We start from the raw sequence: 18439 nt of genomic DNA on the forward strand, positions 1-18439 counted from the left end.
GCCAAGCACCGTCCTTTCATAAAAAAATACGCTACTCATCATTTTAACATTTTCATCAATAAAAAAGTGAAAAACATCGACTATAGTCAAAATTACCATGAGGATGATTCGTTGAACAGCCAACCAACGCATCTCAATAGAAAAGACTCTGTAACATCAATTGTTATAGAGTCCTTCATTGTCGCTAATGGGATTTGTATCTGTTGCCGTTCACCTTTTGTTAATCTATCGTTTTCTTCACTCCATAATTTTCTTTTTGTCCAATGTCATGTAAAGACCCATTTTGATAACCAATAGATAACACCAAATCGGGAATAGAATCAAACCCGTTTTTGGCTAGATTAAATAGCTGTGCTCCGTAATGTGAAGCAGCAATGCGTGCATTTTCTACTGTGTATGGATTTTTCAGGAGTTCTTCTTTGTATATATCAAAAATGTTTGTTCCCTTATCCGTGACAAATTGACCGTTTACAATGCTTAAATCTTTTAAATTGTAGCCTGTCACCGTTTTGATTTGATTGACAAGATGGAACTTGGCAAGAGAATCCGGCGTGAATTGAGTAGAATCGTCATTTCTACTTTTCATAATATGGAAAAATAGTTCTCTTGTATTATTGGTTGTATTCAATAAGTCTTCTATTTGTTTGACCAGCGATTCATCTGTTGATCCACTCACCACTAATTTGAAATGATTTGGGTCAATGGTAAAAGTTAAATTTGTGTTTTTAGGAATGGTTATACCGTTTTTAGAGAATAAATCTTGCAATTGTTCGTTGACCTTTTGTCGATTGAATATTTTCTTTTCTACGCTTTCTTGGGTGGGATCGTACCGTTTTTCGTTACGGAAGATGGCGTCATTAAAGTCATATTGACCTCCTTTTCCAGAATTAGCCCAGCCAATCTCCATCGTATATGCAGCTTCTCTCTCTACTTTAGTTAGATCACTCCTGAAATAAGGAGAGCGTGGGTTTCGATACTTATCGTGTATATGACCATGAGGATTTTCGAAACGTTTATTTTGTTCATTTATTTTTTGATATTTTTCATCTAATATCTTCATTCGTCTATCAGATTCGGTCATCACCTCATTTGTACTTTTAATAGCTGATTGACCCTTATAGTCTATTCGGTTCTGATTGTTTGAAGCACCTACCGTGTATGACGTATTAATATTCATTTTGATTCTCCTTTTTTGAAAAATTAGTGATTATTAAATATATCGGCAATTAAGTTAAAATTTGTTAGTTTTGATCTGATATAGTAATTATTACAAGTAGGGTTAAAATATGAAAAATACTATCTTCAAACGTTTTTTATTACCTGCATTATTATTAGTGCTTGTTACTAGTTTTTTTGCACCTAATTCAGCGGAAGCAGCGATTACAGGGAATAACAGCCCTAATACAGCAAGCTCAATGGGATATTGGAAATATAGTCGTCCAGATACGACAATCTTACCTGAAGGTGAAAATGAAGCTTATTATCAGTTCACGATCAATAAGGGTGAAAGGATTTATGTGCGAAGTTCATATGATAAGAATTATACAGGTATGAAAATAGAAGTGTATAATTCAAAACAATCTATGACAGGGTCCGAGGTTATAAATCCTGATTCAATTACACCATTTATTTTTGCTAATACTGGTGACGTTACTTCTACTTCAGAAACTTATTTTGTAAAAGTGACCCGTGGTACATATACAGGGAGTATGTATTTTACTGTCTCTATTCAAGATCGAATTAAATCTGGAAATGGGAAATTCAACTTTACGGGGGCCGCTACCAACTTGGGGAATACTTCTTTGAATTTTTCAGGTGTTGATTCTTCTGTCATTACAATGGATTTAACGAGCAATTCTTCTATCCCTATAAATGCAATCGTTAAATCCATTTCAACAACTAGTACCCAATCGCCTAACCAAGGAAATGTCACACACAAGCTGATGGCTGATGAAAACAAGATTTGGAACGAATCTGTTTTTTCATCTGCAACAAGCGGTTCTTACCGTATTTCTCTTGAAGATCAATTAAAAGTCGCTCAAAAATGGAGCTTTAAGTACAACGCAAAAGCTACAGCGAGATCTACTATGAGCAATGTCAAAGCCGATATTCGTTACGAATATGATGTCACAGATGGATTCTAATTGAATGGTGTTTACAGAATTAAAAAGTAAGGGTACATCCCTTACTTTTTTTAATTGTTATCATTCGCCACTCTTAAAAAAGCTGTGCATACTATTGAATCAGTTTTGAGATATGAGATCACCTACTTTTCGCAAAATCCTCCTCAATGTCCCTAAAAATACAAATGAGTCTATAGACTTATTTTTCCTCAAAATCATTTCAAGAAGAAAAGCCCATATTTATTCCTGTATCAAACAGAAGAAAATGGTAAAAATTCCGAGGCAGTCAAGGTCTTTTGACATTTCTCCTATTTTTAAATGACAAGGTCCGATATTCCCTATTTCAAATCATTTGTTAGTGAGTTAGTCCTTTATTTTCTGAATATTAGAATAAAAAAATCAATTACACAACTTAATGAACATTTGACTTCATAATTGATAACCATTATCATTTGATTTGCTTGCGCGATAATTGAGAATCATTTTCATTTGAAGGAACCATTTTCTTCAATCTCTACACTCATCCTATATCCGCAAGCCTGCTTTTATCATCGTATGAGGGTCAATTTGAGGAAGGGGATTTTCTACATATGTCCAAACGCCCTGAAGGAATGGGTACTGAGGATTCACTTTTCGGAGAAAGCCGTCCTTTTTTTATACATGGGACGGAGCAACTGGATATCACAGCACACCCATACAGACTTTTTATATTTAAACCGAATACTACTCCTCCAGCGGCTGGTTTTCCAGTCATGTACGTGCTTGATGGGAATTCACTTTTTGGCACAATGGTCGAAGCCATTCGTTTACAGTCAAGAAGACCTGAAAAAACAGGTGTTGTACCTGCCATCATTGTTGGAATTGGCTATCAGGCAGAAGCGCCCTATCATCCGCTCAGGCATTATGATCTCACTCTTACCAGCCCTGACGCTTCCATCGGGGGCAAAAGAAAAGACTTCTCCATCCATACATATGGCGGGGCCTCTGCTTTCTTTTCTTTTTTAGAAAAGACTGTGAAGCCTTATATCGAGCAACGCTTTCCGATCAACCTAAGTCGTCAAACACTGTTTGGGCATTCTCTTGGCGGTCTTTTTGTATTACACACACTATTTGAGCACCCTGATGCTTATCAGACATATATTGCAGGCAGTCCTTCTATCCACTGGAACAAAAAATTATTTCTAGAAAAAGAATACCAATTCACCAACCGCATACGTCAGGTGCCTATGAATGTCAGGCTGCTTGTAGGTGTAGGTGAGTTAGAAAAACATCATCCATGTCAAATGAATGCTCATGCAAAGTCACTAGCAAATCGTATGCTGCCTTTATCCTCATATGGCTTACATACGGCCTATCACGAGTTCCCTGAAGAAGGACATACGTCCGTTTTACCGGTGCTGATGAATTACGCTTTTCGTTTTGCGCTCTATCATGATGATCTTTTAACAACCACAGACATGAAAGAAAGGTAGTGAACGTATGAAACATAGTGGTCTATCTCAAAAGATTGCCCTTGTCACAGGAGCAGGGCAAGGTATCGGACAAGCAGTCGCAAAAAGACTAGCCGACGAAGGTGCGATCATTGCAGCAGTTGACGCAAATGAGGATCAGCTTCAAAGCACCGTCCATCAAATGAATGATGAAGGCTTACGTGCCTTTGCCTATCCAGGTGACATTACCGATCAAGCATCTGTTCAGCACATTATCAATCAAATTGAAAAACAGCTTGGACCCATTTATTTACTAGTCAATGTAGCAGGCATTCTTCGAATTAGTTCTATTGACCAGCTTAGTGCAGATGACTGGCAACAAACCTTCGCAGTCAACACACATGGTGTCTTTTATGTATCACAAGCTGTCTCCAAATACATGATGAAAAGATCAGCAGGGGTCATTGTGACCGTCAGCTCTAACGCAGGTGCCATTCCTAGAATGAATATGGCTGCCTATGCCGCTTCAAAGGCAGCAGCTACTTCCTTTACAAAAACGCTTGGATTAGAGCTGGCAGACTATGGAATCAGATGCAATGTTGTCTCTCCTGGCTCTACCGCAACACCTATGCAATGGGCTTTATGGTCTGATGAACAAGGCGCAGACCATGTGATCAAAGGGTCATTAGAGACGTATAAAACCGGTATTCCTTTACAAAAAATCGCTGATCCTCAAAACATCGCTGATGCAGTCATCTTCTTTGCATCTGAACAATCCAGTCATATTACGATGCAGAATCTCACGATTGATGGTGGCGCAACACTCGGAATCTAGCATTTTATCAAAAAGGAGGCCTTTTCATGAAACATTCATTATTGTCGTCAGAAGAAAAAGAACAGTTGATTCAAGACTATCAGCCAGGCGCTTTTTTCCTTGCTTCCCCTAAACGCACGATACTTGCCGAAGGGATTTTCCAGCATATTGAAACCAATCAGCTCAATGAACTATCCACAAGGGTAGCGCACGTATTTGACACTGCCAAACAAGCTGGTATTCAAGCACCGATTATTGCTGGTGCTGTTCCGTTTGATCCGGCGCAACCCGTTCGTTTAAATGTGCCAATCCATGTACAGTTTAGTGATCCACTCGAATTTCATCAAGGTGATGAGGAATCGGAAGTGACATCGCCATCATATGAGGTGACACCTGTCCCCTCTCCTGAAGTCTACATGAATGGTGTGAACGAAGGGTTAGCTAAAATTGAAAAAGGAGAGCTTAGCAAAATCGTCATTTCTCGATCTCTCCATCTCAAATCAAATCAAGACATTCATACGAAAGCAATACTCGAACGGCTGGCTCGTCACAATACGACTGGCTATACGTTTGCTGCAAATGTAGCTGATCCGAAATCTCCCCAAAAGCGCACACTTCTTGGGGCAAGTCCTGAGCTGCTTCTTTCAAAAACGGGTTCATCTGTGATTTCCAATCCACTCGCTGGTTCTCGGCCGCGTAGTTCAGATCCAGTAGAAGACCAGCGCCGTCACGATGAACTCCTTACTTCAGCGAAGGATTTACACGAGCATGCAGTGGTTGTCGACGCTGTCACTAAAGCGCTTGCTCCTTACTGTCGTAAGTTAGATGTGCCCGCATCACCATCCGTCATACAAACAGAAACGATGTGGCATTTATCTACTGTCGTAAAAGGTGAATTAGCAGATTCCAGTGTATCCTCAATTGATTTAGCGCTGAGCCTTCATCCAACACCCGCAGTATGCGGAACACCTACAGCAGATGCACGTGAAGCAATCCAAGCAATTGAACCCTTCGATCGAGGATTTTTCACAGGAATGATCGGCTGGGCAGATGCAAATGGTGATGGTGATTGGATTGTCACCATTCGTTGTGCAGAAGCTGAGGGTCAATCCCTTCGCCTCTTTGCTGGTGCAGGAGTGGTCAAAGGATCTAAGGCAGAAGAAGAGCTAGCCGAAACATCTGCAAAATTTAACACGATGCTTCGTGCGATGGGCATCCATCAGCTATAAAAATACATAGGAGATGACAAAAACATGTTTGTTCAACCACCTACATGGCCAGAAGAATTTGCAAAACGCTACCGTGAAAACGGCTGTTGGCGTGGAGAAACCTTTGGCGGTATGCTTCGTGAACGCGCCGTATCGTTAAGGAATAAAACTGCGATTACATACGCTGATACGCACATGAGCTACCAAGAACTTGATGAGCGCGTCAGCAGTCTTGCCGCCGGTTTCCATCAGCTTGGAATTCAAAAGGGCAGTCGAGTTGTCGTGCAGCTTCCTAACATTCCTGCTTTTTTTGAAGTCATTTTCGCTTTATTTCGAATCGGTGCTTTACCCGTCTTCTCACTGCCATCTCATAGAAGCAGCGAAATCACTTATTTTATTGAGTTTGCCGAAGCAGACGCATATGTCATACCAGATATCCATGATGGCTTTGATTATCGATCACTCGCACGTCAAGTGAAAGAAAAGCTTCCCTCATTACCTCATGTCATTGTTGCAGGGAAGGCTGAGGAATTCCTTGACTTGGATGATCTGCGCAAGGACCCAGTACTTGATCCTCAAATTCATGTAGAGGCAAGCGATATTGCATTTCTTCAGTTATCAGGAGGCAGCACAGGCCTTTCTAAGCTCATACCTCGTACACATGATGACTATATGTATAGTCTTTGGAAAAGCAATGAGGTGTGCGAGCTTACAAAAGATAGTGTGTATCTAGCTACACTTCCAGTAGCACACAATTATCCATTAAGCTCACCTGGAGTCCTTGGGACGTTATACGCTGGTGGAAGAGTCGTTCTTGCAACTGGATCAAGCCCTGATGTCGTCTTTCCACTCATTGAAAAAGAACGGGTGACCATTACCGCTGTCGTTCCACCTATCGCATTGATTTGGCTAGAGGCTGCTCCTCATCGATCAGATAACTTATCGAGCCTTGAGGTCTTACAAGTCGGTGGTGCTAAATTAAGCGCCGAGGCAGCAAAACGAGTGATGCCTGCCCTTGGGTGTAAGTTACAGCAAGTTTTTGGCATGGCCGAAGGTCTGGTCAACTATACCAGATTGGATGATCCTGAACATGTCATTATTCACACACAAGGGCGCCCGATGTCTGAATATGATGAGGTACTAGTGGTAGATGATGAGGACAAGCCCGTCCCGAATGAAGTGGCTGGACACCTTTTAACAAGAGGACCTTATACGATTCGCGGCTACTATAAAGCCGATGAACAAAACAAGAAAGCATTTACAGCCGATGGTTTTTACAGAACAGGTGACATCGTGCGATTAACAAAAGAAGGAAATGTGGTAGTAGAAGGCAGAGACAAGGATCAAATCAATCGTGGCGGCGAAAAGGTTGCCGCTGAAGAAGTTGAAAATCATTTACTTGCGCATCCTGACATTCATGATGCCGCCATGGTGTCCATGCCAGATCCATTTCTTGGCGAACGCTCATGTGCCTTTGTTATTGCGAAAGGAAACAACAAGCCAGCACCACACGCCTTAAAGTCATTTCTAAGAGAACGCGGGCTCGCTGCCTATAAAATTCCCGACCGCATTGAATGGATCGATGCGTTCCCACAAACAGGTGTAGGCAAAGTCAGTAAAAAAGCATTAAGAGAATTAGCTTCAATCCATACTGCCAACGTATAAAAAAAGAGGAGTGAAAACCATGGCAATCCCTACTATTCCTGCGTATCCAATGCCAAGCATACAAGATTTACCCGAAAATAAAGTGAACTGGATCCCTGATCCGAAACGTGCTGTCCTGCTAATACATGACATGCAGCAATATTTTTTAAATGCATTTCAACAAGATACATCACCGATCACAGAGTTAGTGCAGCATATTGAACAATTACGTGATACATGCAAAGAACTTGGCATTCCTGTCGTCTATACAGCTCAACCTGGTGACCAAGACCCGAAAGATCGTGCCTTATTAACAGATTTTTGGGGGCCTGGACTTGGTGATGATGAAGCATTGACAAAAATCATTGATCAGCTTGCTCCATCTGAAGCAGATACAATGCTGACAAAATGGCGTTATAGCGCATTCAAAAAATCCAATTTTTTAGATATTCTTCACGAAGGCGGGCGTGATCAACTGATCATTACTGGCGTATATGCACATATTGGCTGTATGTTGACAGCCGCAGAAGCATTCATGCTCGATATTGAAACCTTTTTTGTCGCCGATGCCGTCGCTGACTTTTCACTTAAGCATCACAAAATGGCAATGACCTATGCAGCTGAACGCTGTGCGGTGACCACAACGACAAGCCAAATCATTAGTCGTTTAACAGGACAGGAAGCAGACGGTGATGATCTATCCTTTGATGCTATCGTTCACCAAGTAGCTGAGTATATCCAAATCGAGCCGAATGAAATACCGTTTGACGAGAATCTCGTCTATCTTGGACTTGATTCTATTCGAATGATGAGTCTAGCGGAAAAATGGAGACAGCAAGGAGCGACAGTCAATTTCGTTGAGCTTGCAGCTAATCCAACGCTCACTCATTGGCGAGCTCTTCTTTTCCCAGAAAAACAGCCATCTATCCCAAATATCGATTACTTGTAAAGGAGGTATAGACCCTTGTCGATCCAGTCAGTCGATTCATTCCCACTAACCGGTGCCCAATCAGGCATTTGGTATGCGCAGCAGCTTGATCCATCTAATCCTATTTTCAATACAGCTGAGTATATAGATATTAAAGGTCCAATTGATCCCGTACACTTTGAAGCAGCCATTAGAAAGACTGTCTTAGAAGCAGATTCCTTGTATATGCGCTTCGTTGAGGATACTGACGGTCCAAAGCAATGGTTGATATCTAAGAAAGAGATTCCATTTCAATCTATCAATTTACAAAATGAAAAACAGCCGCTTGATGCGGCTAAAGCATGGATGAAGGCAGATCTTTCAACGCCAGTCTCTTTAGAGAAAGATGTATTATTCCGTGAAGTACTTTTTCAACTTGCTGACGACCGTTTTATCTGGTATCAGCGCATTCATCACATTGCCATTGATGGATTCGCCTTTTCGCTCATTGCACGTCGTGTTGCTGAGGTCTATTCAGCCCTATCGAAAGGGGCACCTGTGCCTCCTCAAACATTTGGAGCCTTACATGACGTAGTCCAAGAGGAGATCACTTATCAACAGTCCAACCGATATGAAGATGATCGAGCGTTTTGGAAAAATCGCTTTGCTGATCAGCCTGAAATTGTCAGCCTTGCTGAGCTTGCCCCAAGAACGTCGGATCATTTTATCCGAAAAACGGCTAACTACGATGCCGAAAAGGTAAGCAAAATGAAAAAAAATGCTCCTGCCTTCGGTGGTACGTGGCATGAAATGATTCTTGCGGCATCCGCTCTCTATATGCATCGTATGACTGGTGCACATGATATTGTTTTAGGATTACCTGTTATGATGCGCCTTGGATCGTGCGCCTTGCAAACACCCGGAATGGTCATGAACCTAGTACCGCTTCGTTTAACATGCAAACCAGAAATGACGCTCTCAGCACTTGTTCGCCAAGTATCTGATGAACTGAAAGCCATTCGCCCTCATCAAAGATATCGTCACGAGGACATGCGGAGAGACTTTAAACTCATCGGAAGAAATCAGCGATTATTCGGCCCGCAAATCAATATCATGCCATTTGATTATGATCTCATATTCGATGAGAGCATTGGTCAAGCACATAACCTTTCAGCAGGACCCGTGGATGATATATCGATCAACATATACGACCGCGCGGATGGGAACGGATTTCAAATCGACTTTGATGCAAACCCTGCCGTTTACAAAGAGCAAGCAGTTGACGCTCATCAGCATCGTTTTCTTCAACTGCTGGAGGAAATAACCGGACTAGAGCAAGATCAGATGATCAGTCAATTCAACCTTCTTTTGTCTGAAGAAAAAGAGAACATTCTCAAGCACTGGAATGATACAAAACGAGAATTACCAAAGGAATCTTTACGGGAACTATTTGAAAAACAAGTGAGCAAAACGCCACAAGCAAAAGCATTACAGTTTGAAGGAATCACTTTAACCTACGAAGAGTTGAATCAGCGGGCAAATCAATTGGCTCATTATTTGAAAAAGCGTGACATTGGACCAGAACAATTTGTCGCAATAGCTCTGCCTCGGTCCATCGATATGGTCGTAAGTCTATTAGCCGTTGTCAAGACAGGAGCCGCCTATCTGCCACTAGACCCTGATTACCCTAACGATCGTGTCGCCTATATGCTAGAAGATGCCAAACCAGCTTGCTTGCTCACATTCAAAGAGACAGCAGACGGTTTGGAGCATCCGCACATCGTTCAACTGGATGATTCAACTGTTCAACAGGAGATAGTAGGCAGTCCGCATCTCGATCCGACATGGAACGAAGGCTCCCTGCATCATCCAGCTTACATCCTCTACACATCAGGATCGACAGGCAAACCAAAGGGTGTTGTTGTCACAAAGCGAAATGTAATCAACTTTATATTGTCCATGCAAGATTCATTTTTATTAGATCAAGGAGACCAGCTTTTAGCGGTAACGACCATTGCCTTTGATATTTCCGGGCTAGAAATGTTCCTCCCGCTTTTACATGGAGCTGCTATTTTATTGGCAAAAAAAGAAACCATACAAGAGCCAGCAAAGCTTTCAGACATGATTCGTTCTCATCCTGTCACAATCATGCAGGCAACACCAACGTTGTGGCATGCGTTGGCAGATGAATACCCTGACGTGATAACAGGTATGCGTGTTCTTGTTGGAGGAGAAGCACTTCCTGCCTCCCTTTTGCACAAATTGCAATCTCTTCAATGCGACATTACCAATTTGTACGGACCTACAGAAACGACGATCTGGTCTACGATGGAAAATGTCACAGCACATCAAGAGAATAGCGGGCCGGCAATTGGTAAACCCATTTGGAATACGAGCGTTTACATTTTAGATGAAGGACTAAACCCAATTCCAGCAGGATCAATCGGTGAACTTTACATTGCAGGTGAAGGAGTATCCAGAGGATATCTTGGACGATATGATTTAACGGCTGAACGTTTTGTCGCTGATCCATTCGGCACAAGCGGCACGAGAATGTATCGTACTGGTGATTTAGCCAGATGGCGTGAAGATGGTTCAATTGATTATATCAGCCGTGCCGATCATCAAATTAAAATCCGCGGCTTCCGTATTGAACTAGGTGAAATTGAAACAGTGATAATGCAGCATCAAGCCATAAAGCATACATCTGTTATCGTTCGTGAGGATCAGCCTGGACAACAGCTGCTTTGTGCGTATGTTGTGCTGACAGACGACTCTTCTCTGCACCCTTCAGAGCTCAGGCAGTTTGCGGCTGCATTACTTCCTGATTACATGGTGCCTTCTGCTGTTGTCGTTTTGCCAGAACTTCCACTTACACCAAATGGCAAAATCGATCGCAAAGCATTACCAGCACCAAATATGTCTTTAGTTAGTTCTGAGCGTACACCTAGAACACCACAAGAAGACATGTTATGTAGTTTATTTGCAGAAACCCTTGGCCTATCTCAAATTGGCATAGATGATAGTTTCTTTGACTTAGGCGGACATTCCTTACTCGCCGCTCGTCTGCTTAGACGTATACGCGATACATTCGGTGCAGACATAAGCATGAGTACCATTTTTGCATCACCTCGGGTTGCTGAGCTTGCGCAGCACTTGGACAAAGCGAAGGACATTCGGCCGCCGCTTCAGGTAGAAAACAAGCCAGAAGAGATTCCGTTATCCTTTGCCCAAAAACGGCTCTGGTTCCTTCATTGCCTTGAAGGGCCAAGTCCAACTTACAATATTCCACTTGTCATTCAGCTGACAGGTACACTAGATCAAACAGCTCTAATTGGTGCACTCGCAGATATCACTGAAAAACATGAAACCCTTAGAACCATTTTTCCGGATAAGAATGGCATGCCAAGACAGGTCATTTTACATTCGAAAAGTGTTCAGCCTAAACTCCATGTCACAGCTTCAAACGATCAACAAATTGAGAGTCAGTTAAACGAAGCCATTCGCTATAGCTTTAAAATTGAAGAAGAACCTGCACTTCGCGCTGAATTATTCACGCTTGATGCAAACCGATCCGTACTGCTTCTATTGCTGCATCACATCGCTGGTGACGGCTGGTCACTTGCACCATTGACACGAGACTTAGCTGCTGCTTACGAAGCCCGTATACAAGGAAAATCCATCTCCTTGCCAGCCGAACCTGTTCAATATGCTGACTATGCTATATGGCAGCAGAAGCTGTTGGGCAGTGAAGAAGAGGCGGATAGTCTATTTGCCAAGCAGCTCAGCTATTGGAAAGGCGCCTTACATGACCTTCCAGAAGAACTGGAACTTCCCTATGACTTCCCGCGTCCACAGGAAGGAAGCTTCAACGGTGATACGATAGACTTTACGATTAAACCCGCTTTACATCAGAACCTCCTTGAGCTTGCAAAACAGCATCAAGTGAGTTTGTTCATGGTGCTTCAAGCATCACTTGCAGCATTACTGACACGCCTTGGGGCGGGGACAGATATCCCAATCGGCAGTCCAATTGCTGGACGGAATGACGATGCACTTGACGACATTGTTGGCTTGTTTGTGAACACACTAGTATTACGTACCAATACAGCTGGTAATCCAACCTTTAGTGAGCTATTGAAGCGAGTGCGGGACGTTGACTTAGCAGCCTATGAGCATCAGGATCTGCCATTTGAACGGCTAGTCGAAATCCTAAATCCAACCCGATCCAGGTCACGCAATCCATTGTTCCAAGTCATGCTTGCCTTCCAAAATACACCGAAGGCGGAAATGAAGCTGACACAACTTGACTCAGATCTTTACGTGAAACCAGTAGGGTCATCTAAATTTGATCTGACCATCGAATTAACAGAACAAAGAACTGAGACTGGATCAGCAGCAGGATTAACAGGTTTGTTTGAATTCAGTACAGATGTATTTAAACAAAGCACCATTCGAGCAATCGCTGACAGAATGAAGCGCTTTTTAACAGAGGTAGCTGAGCGCCCACATCTGCCGATTGGTCAAGTGAACATTTTATCAGATAAAGAACGGCAAACATTTCTCCCTGACAAAAAGGCATTCGCTCAGTTAGATCAAGCACCTAGTCTCCCAGCCTTATTTGAAAAAACGGCGCAGCAATATCCTGATCGAGTGGCAGTAACGGATGGCAAGAGGCAGCTTACCTATGAAGAGTTAAACAACAAAGCCAATCGTCTTGCTCATTTATTAATAGAAAGAGGCGTTGAACCAGAACAGTTCGTTGCACTTGCCCTGCCTAGGTCAATCGATATGCTCGTAAGCCTATTAGCCGTTCATAAAGCAGGCGCAGCCTATGTTCCGCTTGATCCTGACTATCCAGCAGACAGGCTGGCATACATGATACAAGATGCCAAACCAGTTTGCAGTATCACAACAAAAGCAGCTGCAGTGCATCTCCCTGCTGATTGCGATTTGATTTTGTTAGACGAAAAAGAAACGAGCGGTCAATTGCTGACTAAGCCAAATCACAATCCGGCTGATATAGACAGAATTGAGCCGCTATCTTCTCTGCATCCGGCCTATATTATTTATACATCCGGTTCTACAGGGAAACCAAAAGGAGTGGTCATCCCACACCAAAATGTCATCCGTCTTCTGACATCTACTGAACATTGGTTCCATTTTGATGTAGAAGATGTTTGGACAATGTTCCATTCGTATGCCTTTGATTTTTCAGTATGGGAAATATGGGGACCCCTTTTATATGGAGGCCGACTTGTCATTGTACCTCATACCATCTCTCGCTCTCCTGAAGAGATGCTGCAGCTTTTAGTCGAGGAGGGTGTAACTGTGCTTAATCAAACGCCTTCTGCCTTCTATCAGCTCATGCAGATAGACAAGGAACAACAAACACTTGGTCAAGCATTATCACTCCGCTATGTCATCTTTGGCGGTGAAGCATTAGAGCTTAGCAGATTAGAAGATTGGTACAGCCGTCACTCAGACTGTAAGCCAAAGCTAATTAACATGTACGGCATTACAGAAACCACCGTACACGTTACGTACAATGTACTCAATCGAGACATGATCGCAAAGAAATCAAGCAGCTTAATAGGCGAACCAATTCCTGATTTACACGTGTACGTACTAGATGAATACCTACAGCCTGTTCCCCCTGGAACAACAGGTGAAATGTATGTAGCTGGAGCTGGCCTTGCAAGAGGTTATCTAGGCAGGCCTGACCTGACGTCAGATCGATTCCCTGCCGATCCTTATGGAGCACCTAGCACAAGGATGTATCGAACTGGCGACCTCGCACGCTGGACAGAAGATGGGGCACTTGATTACATTGGCAGAGCTGATCATCAAATTAAAATACGCGGGTTTAGGATTGAACTCGGAGAAATCGAAGCCATTCTGGCACGCCACGATGCAGTTGCACAAGTTGCCGTGATTATGCGAGAGGATCAGCCTGGTGACAAGCGCTTAGTCGCATATATCGTCACAACTGAAGAAGAGCATTTCCATACAGAGACCCTTCGTCATTTTGCCGCAGCCAGTCTTCCTGATTACATGGTGCCTGCAGCATATGTACAGATTGATAACATGCCACTTACAGCAAACGGGAAGCTGGATCAAAAATCACTGCCGGCACCTCAATTGCATATACAGCAAGCGGATGGCCGCGGCCCAAGAAACCCGAAAGAGGAAATCCTATGTCATCTCTTTGAAGAGGTGCTTGATTTGCCAAAAATCAGCATTGATGATCGCTTTTTTGACATTGGCGGGCATTCCTTACTTGCGGTTCGTTTAATCAGCCGCATTCGTGATGCACTTGGTGTCAAACTAAGTATCGGAACATTGTTTGAAGCACCAAATGTTGCAAGTTTGGCAGAGAAACTAGAAACAGGAAGCGATGAAAACGCACTAGAAATCTTGCTGCCTCTGCGAACAAATGGAGAAAGATATCCTCTCTTCTGTGTTCACCCAGCAGGTGGTCTTAGCTGGTGCTATGCAGGTCTCTTGAATACATTAGAGAAAGACATCCCTATTTATGGATTACAAGCACGAGGAATCGCAAGAAAAGATGACTACCCGCACACACTAGATGATATGGCTGCGGATTATATCAAGCACATCCAAACGATTCAGCCAAAAGGCCCTTATCATCTTCTTGGCTGGTCACTAGGCGGAAACGTTGTACAAGCAATGGCTACACAGCTCCAGCAGCAAGGTGAAGAAATCGCACTCGTTGCGATGCTGGATGCCTATCCGAACCATTTCTTGCCGATTAAAGAAGCACCTGATGAAGAAGAAGCATTAATCGCTCTTCTTGCGCTCGGCGGTTATGATCCAGATACCTTAACAGGTGAACCACTCACAATGAAAAGTGCCGTCGACATCTTGGAAAAAGATGGCAGTGCACTAGCAAGCTTAAGTGAAGATGCTATTAGAAATCTAAAGGAAACCTATGTCAATTCAGTTCGATTGCTCGGAGAATATCAGCCAAAAACTTATCATGGGGACATATTATTCTTTAGATCTACTATTATCCCAGATTGGTTTACACCAATTGATCCCGAAGAATGGGCACCTTATATCAACGGAACAATTGAACAGCACGACATTCATTGCCGGCACAAAGACATGTGCCAGCCTAAACCCCTAGCAGAAATTGGTGTCATCTTAGACAACGCACTGCATCGGGTCAAACAAAAGCACTAAGAATAAAGGAGAGATGACAAATGACAAATCCCTTTGATCGTGAAGACGGTGTATTTCTTGTGCTTGTCAATGAACAAGGACAGCATTCACTTTGGCCATCATTTGCACCAGTGCCAGATGGGTGGAAAAAGGTCTTTGGTGAAGACACTAGAAATGCCTGCATCGATTATATCCAGACACACTGGCAGGACTTACGGCCATTAAGCTTAACAAAAGAACCTGCGCTAGCCCATGGAAAAACGGACTAAATCACCGCGCCCTGATCACACTCAGGGTGCTTTTTTGACAGAATAAACATCACCATCTCCCAGCTCTTTCTGCTACAATTTAATTGAGAATGTTTATCAACAAATAAGAGATCAGGTGGTTTTATGGGAAACAGCAATCAATTACGTACAATGGCAAATGCAGAACAATTCATCTATCGATTAACATATACTGAAAAAATAAATAATGCAGAGCTTCCGCATACGGAGCAGCAGCTATCAGATACATTCTGCTTCCTCTTCAGCATAAGCGGCAGAGGTTTACTCACATTGAACGATCAAAAATGGCGGTTGAAACATCTGACACTCTATACGATCCTTCCTGGAGAAACATTTATGTTGAAAACAGAGCCTTATCAAAAACAAGAGCTTTATCTGTTTCGCTTTCAGCTCTACATGCTGCAAGATCAAAACATACGGGAAGTATCAACTGAACATGCCCGTTCTTTACTGAATGTATGGCAATTTATCGATATTAGCCCGATTGAACAAATTCATTCTTCACTTCCAGAAATGACAGAGGAATGGAAAAGACCTGAAGCCATTAGCTTTTTTAGAAGCCAAACTCTTTTTCAACAGCTTATTATGCAGCTTTTCACACTGCATAAAGAAGATATTTGTGACACAGCACATGCCCTTTTCAAAACAAAACAATATATCGACCAACATTCCGAAGAGCCTCTCAGCCTTACAAGTCTATCTCAAATGGCTGGCATCAGCGCCAATCATTACAGTGAGCTATTTAAAAAGCATTTTAATGTGAGTGTCACTGATTATATCACCAAGAAAAGGATGGCTAGAGCCAAACAGTTAATGGCAAAAGGCAACGCAAAGCTCAAAGACATTGCACTGGAAATCGGCTATCAAGATCCCTATTACTTTAGCCGCATCTTTAAGAAAAAAACGGGCATGACCCCTTCTACTTATATGAAAAGCCGTCAGCGGAAAATTGCAGCCTATGGCCATTCCATACTCGGTCAGCTCACACCCATTCATATCATTCCGTATGCTGCCCCTCTTCACCCTAAATGGACAGCACATGATTTTGAGTATCATGCAGAAGAAATCCCGATTCACCTGAGTGCACATCGGATCAACGAGCACGCTGAAGCCAATTTACAGCAATTAAAGGAAACAAAACCTGAGCTAATCATTGCCAATGATCATGTGACAGAGGAAGAAAAACAAGTGTTGAAAACCATCTGTCCTGTTCACTTTGTTCCATTCAAACAATTGGATTGGCGCACTCAATTCAGACAAACAGCTATGTTCTTAAACGAAGCGAAGGAAGCAGAAGAATGGTTGATTCATTATGAGGAACTCGTCATTCAAGCGAAAAAGTCGTGCCTTTTTGATCATCCACCAAAAACCGTCCTGCCTCTTCGTATCTTTCAAGATCAACTCTACTTGTCTGTCAATCGCACCATGTCAGAAGTGATTTTTCATGATATTGGTCTTCTGCCAGCTTTTCAGAATGATGGACAGCTAATAGAAAAAGAAATCACCATTCGCTCCATACAACAGCTAGATCCAGACGCCATCTTCCTCTTCTTGCATAAGGAGCCAAAAACCATTGCTTTTTATCAAAAGTTAAAGCAACAGGAAGATTGGCAAAATCTCAAGGCTGTGACTCAACAAGCAGTCTATCCACTAGCATCTGACCCTTGGCGTGAATACACAGCAGCCAGTCATCAACGAGTCATTCAGGACCTTTTATCTTTTTTTCCGTAAAAAGTCCATCATTCGACAGAGAATTATCTATGGATAAAAGGACAAAAGCCTAATACAATCATTAATTGAGAACAATTATCAGTTAAAGGAGAAAACAAATGAAAAAATGGTTAGCATTGCTTATCCTTTGTATCATGACGATCACCACTGCTGCCTGTGGTGCTGAAGAAAATAAACCTGCTTCAAACACAACCAAAAGCAAGTCAGCTGAAGCAACAGAAACAAACATCAATTACTTAGATCAATCATACAACCTCAAAACACCAGTGAAACGAATCGTCATTGCTGGAAGCCTAGAATCAATGGAAGATGCAAAATTACTTGATATTCAACCTATTGGTGCTTCTACTGTAGGCGGCACATTCCCTGAATTATTTAAAGACATCACAGCGAAAACAGAAGGCATCGGTGAAAAAACAGAACCGAATCTAGAAAAAATCTTAAAACTAAAACCAGATGTAATACTAGGATCAACAAAATTCCCACCTGCAACAATAAAAAAATTGGATAAAGTCCAAACGACGATCCCAGTATCCCACGTCTCTTCTGACTGGGAAAGCAATCTTTTATTGCTCGGTACACTTACTGGCAAAAGTGAAGAAGCGAAAAACATCATTTCTGATTATCAGAAAGACCTTAAACAAGCGAAAGAAACCCTGAAAGACAAAAGCAACAACAAAACAGCTGTCATTTTACGCATTAGACAAGGCGACCTGTACGTGTATCCTGAAGACGTATACTTCAACTCTACCTTATATGGGGACTTAGGATTTACAGCACCAAGTGATATTAAAAAAGCCAAAGCACAAGCAATGATTTCATTGGAGCGCCTGGGCGAACTCAATCCTGACTATATTTTTGTTCAGTTCTCTAAAGAGGAAAACTCATCGAATCCTAACGCATTAAAGGACTTAGAGGAAAATAAAATTTGGACAAGCCTAAAAGCTGTGAAAAATGGGCACATCAATGAAAATGTCGTTGATCCTATGCTTCAAGGAGGAACTGCACTAAGCAAAACAACCTTCCTTGATAATGCTGTCAAATGGTTAGAGAAAAACAACTAAAAAGAAGACAAAGGGCTAATGTTTAGCCCTTTGTCTTCTTTTCAGC

11 protein-coding genes are annotated in these 18439 nt (G+C 42.4%); 10 read left to right on the forward strand and 1 reads right to left on the reverse strand.

Annotation, left to right across the window (positions count from 1 at the left end; translation table 11 throughout):
- Positions 1-220: 220 nt before the first annotated feature.
- Positions 221-1177, reverse strand: coding sequence for a DUF4885 domain-containing protein (locus MKY83_RS19405; protein ID WP_265208641.1), 957 nt, complete (start codon positions 1175-1177; stop codon positions 221-223).
- A 109-nt stretch (positions 1178-1286) separates the two neighbouring features.
- Between MKY83_RS19405 and MKY83_RS19410 the strand changes: the two genes are divergently transcribed.
- The 10 genes from MKY83_RS19410 (at position 1287) to MKY83_RS19455 (ending at position 18393) form a co-directional block, all read left to right on the forward strand.
- The gene (locus MKY83_RS19410; protein WP_342490540.1) at positions 1287-2144 is read left to right on the forward strand and encodes a hypothetical protein; all 858 of its coding nucleotides are present in this window, start codon (positions 1287-1289) and stop codon (positions 2142-2144) included.
- Positions 2145-2713: 569 nt separating this feature from the next.
- Positions 2714-3595: an alpha/beta hydrolase-fold protein gene (locus MKY83_RS19415; protein ID WP_342487615.1), complete on the forward strand. Its 882-nt coding sequence runs from the start codon at positions 2714-2716 to the stop codon at positions 3593-3595.
- Between the two features lie 7 nt (positions 3596-3602).
- The gene (locus tag MKY83_RS19420; protein WP_003215196.1) at positions 3603-4388 is read left to right on the forward strand and encodes a 2,3-dihydro-2,3-dihydroxybenzoate dehydrogenase; all 786 of its coding nucleotides are present in this window, start codon (positions 3603-3605) and stop codon (positions 4386-4388) included.
- 26 nt (positions 4389-4414) lie between these two features.
- Positions 4415-5596: an isochorismate synthase DhbC gene (gene dhbC, locus MKY83_RS19425; protein ID WP_065097590.1), complete on the forward strand. Its 1182-nt coding sequence runs from the start codon at positions 4415-4417 to the stop codon at positions 5594-5596.
- 24 nt (positions 5597-5620) lie between these two features.
- Positions 5621-7240, forward strand: coding sequence for a (2,3-dihydroxybenzoyl)adenylate synthase (locus MKY83_RS19430; RefSeq protein WP_217012617.1), 1620 nt, complete (start codon positions 5621-5623; stop codon positions 7238-7240).
- A gap of 19 nt (positions 7241-7259) precedes the next feature.
- Positions 7260-8168 carry an isochorismatase family protein gene (locus MKY83_RS19435; RefSeq protein ID WP_065097588.1) on the forward strand — a complete coding sequence of 303 codons (909 nt, stop codon included), beginning with the start codon at positions 7260-7262 and terminating at the stop codon, positions 8166-8168.
- A gap of 15 nt (positions 8169-8183) precedes the next feature.
- The gene (locus MKY83_RS19440) at positions 8184-15332 is read left to right on the forward strand and encodes an amino acid adenylation domain-containing protein (RefSeq protein WP_342487617.1); all 7149 of its coding nucleotides are present in this window, start codon (positions 8184-8186) and stop codon (positions 15330-15332) included.
- A 20-nt stretch (positions 15333-15352) separates the two neighbouring features.
- Complete coding sequence (locus MKY83_RS19445) at positions 15353-15580, forward strand: MbtH family protein (protein ID WP_065097586.1); 228 nt, start codon at positions 15353-15355, stop codon at positions 15578-15580.
- A 123-nt stretch (positions 15581-15703) separates the two neighbouring features.
- Positions 15704-17329, forward strand: a complete 1626-nt coding sequence (locus MKY83_RS19450) for a helix-turn-helix domain-containing protein (RefSeq protein ID WP_342487618.1) — start codon at positions 15704-15706, stop codon at positions 17327-17329.
- Between the two features lie 98 nt (positions 17330-17427).
- Positions 17428-18393 (forward strand): ABC transporter substrate-binding protein, encoded by a 966-nt coding sequence (locus MKY83_RS19455; protein ID WP_283924080.1) that lies wholly within the window; start codon positions 17428-17430, stop codon positions 18391-18393.
- The last annotated feature ends 46 nt before the right edge of the window (positions 18394-18439 follow it).

This window comes from Bacillus sp. FSL M8-0266 (assembly GCF_038613425.1).
In the GTDB taxonomy this organism is placed as follows: domain Bacteria; phylum Bacillota; class Bacilli; order Bacillales; family Bacillaceae; genus Bacillus; species Bacillus pumilus.